The organism is Hyphomonas sp. UBA3601 (assembly GCF_002375605.1).
Lineage (GTDB): Bacteria > Pseudomonadota > Alphaproteobacteria > Caulobacterales > Hyphomonadaceae > Hyphomonas.
In genome coordinates, this window is sequence record NZ_DFME01000047.1 from 1 (window position 1) to 404 (window position 404).

Annotated in this window: 1 pseudogene; it reads left to right on the top strand. The window is 63.1% G+C overall.

The features are described 5' to 3' along the window. Window positions 1-404: pseudogene (locus B4F73_RS05440) on the top strand (glucans biosynthesis glucosyltransferase MdoH); the annotation flags it as partial.

Genomic DNA, 404 nt, shown 5'->3' on the forward strand with positions numbered 1-404 from the left:
GGCAAGACGATTCTCGGCGCTCTGACGGAGACAGCATTGTCGGTCCTGATCGCCCCGATCCTCATGGCGACGCAAACGGGCGCAGTTATCAATGTCTTCCGGGGCAAGGATAGCGGATGGTCGCCGCAGGAACGCGCGCAGGGCGGGTACAGCTTCCTTGCGACGCTGCGCCATAATATTCCAGCCACGCTGCTGGGTGCGGCGCTGATGATGGCGGCTACCGCAATCTCACCCGTCTACGCGGCTTGGCTGGCTCCGGCAACGGTCGGCATGGTCCTTGCGGCTCCATTATCTTATTGGACCGCGAAAGAGTCGGCAGGGCAGCGGGCACGTCAGGCAGGTCTGCTGGTCAGTCCTGTCGAGGTCCGTTTACCGGATAGCGTCGGCCAGTCCTGGGCGGAAGT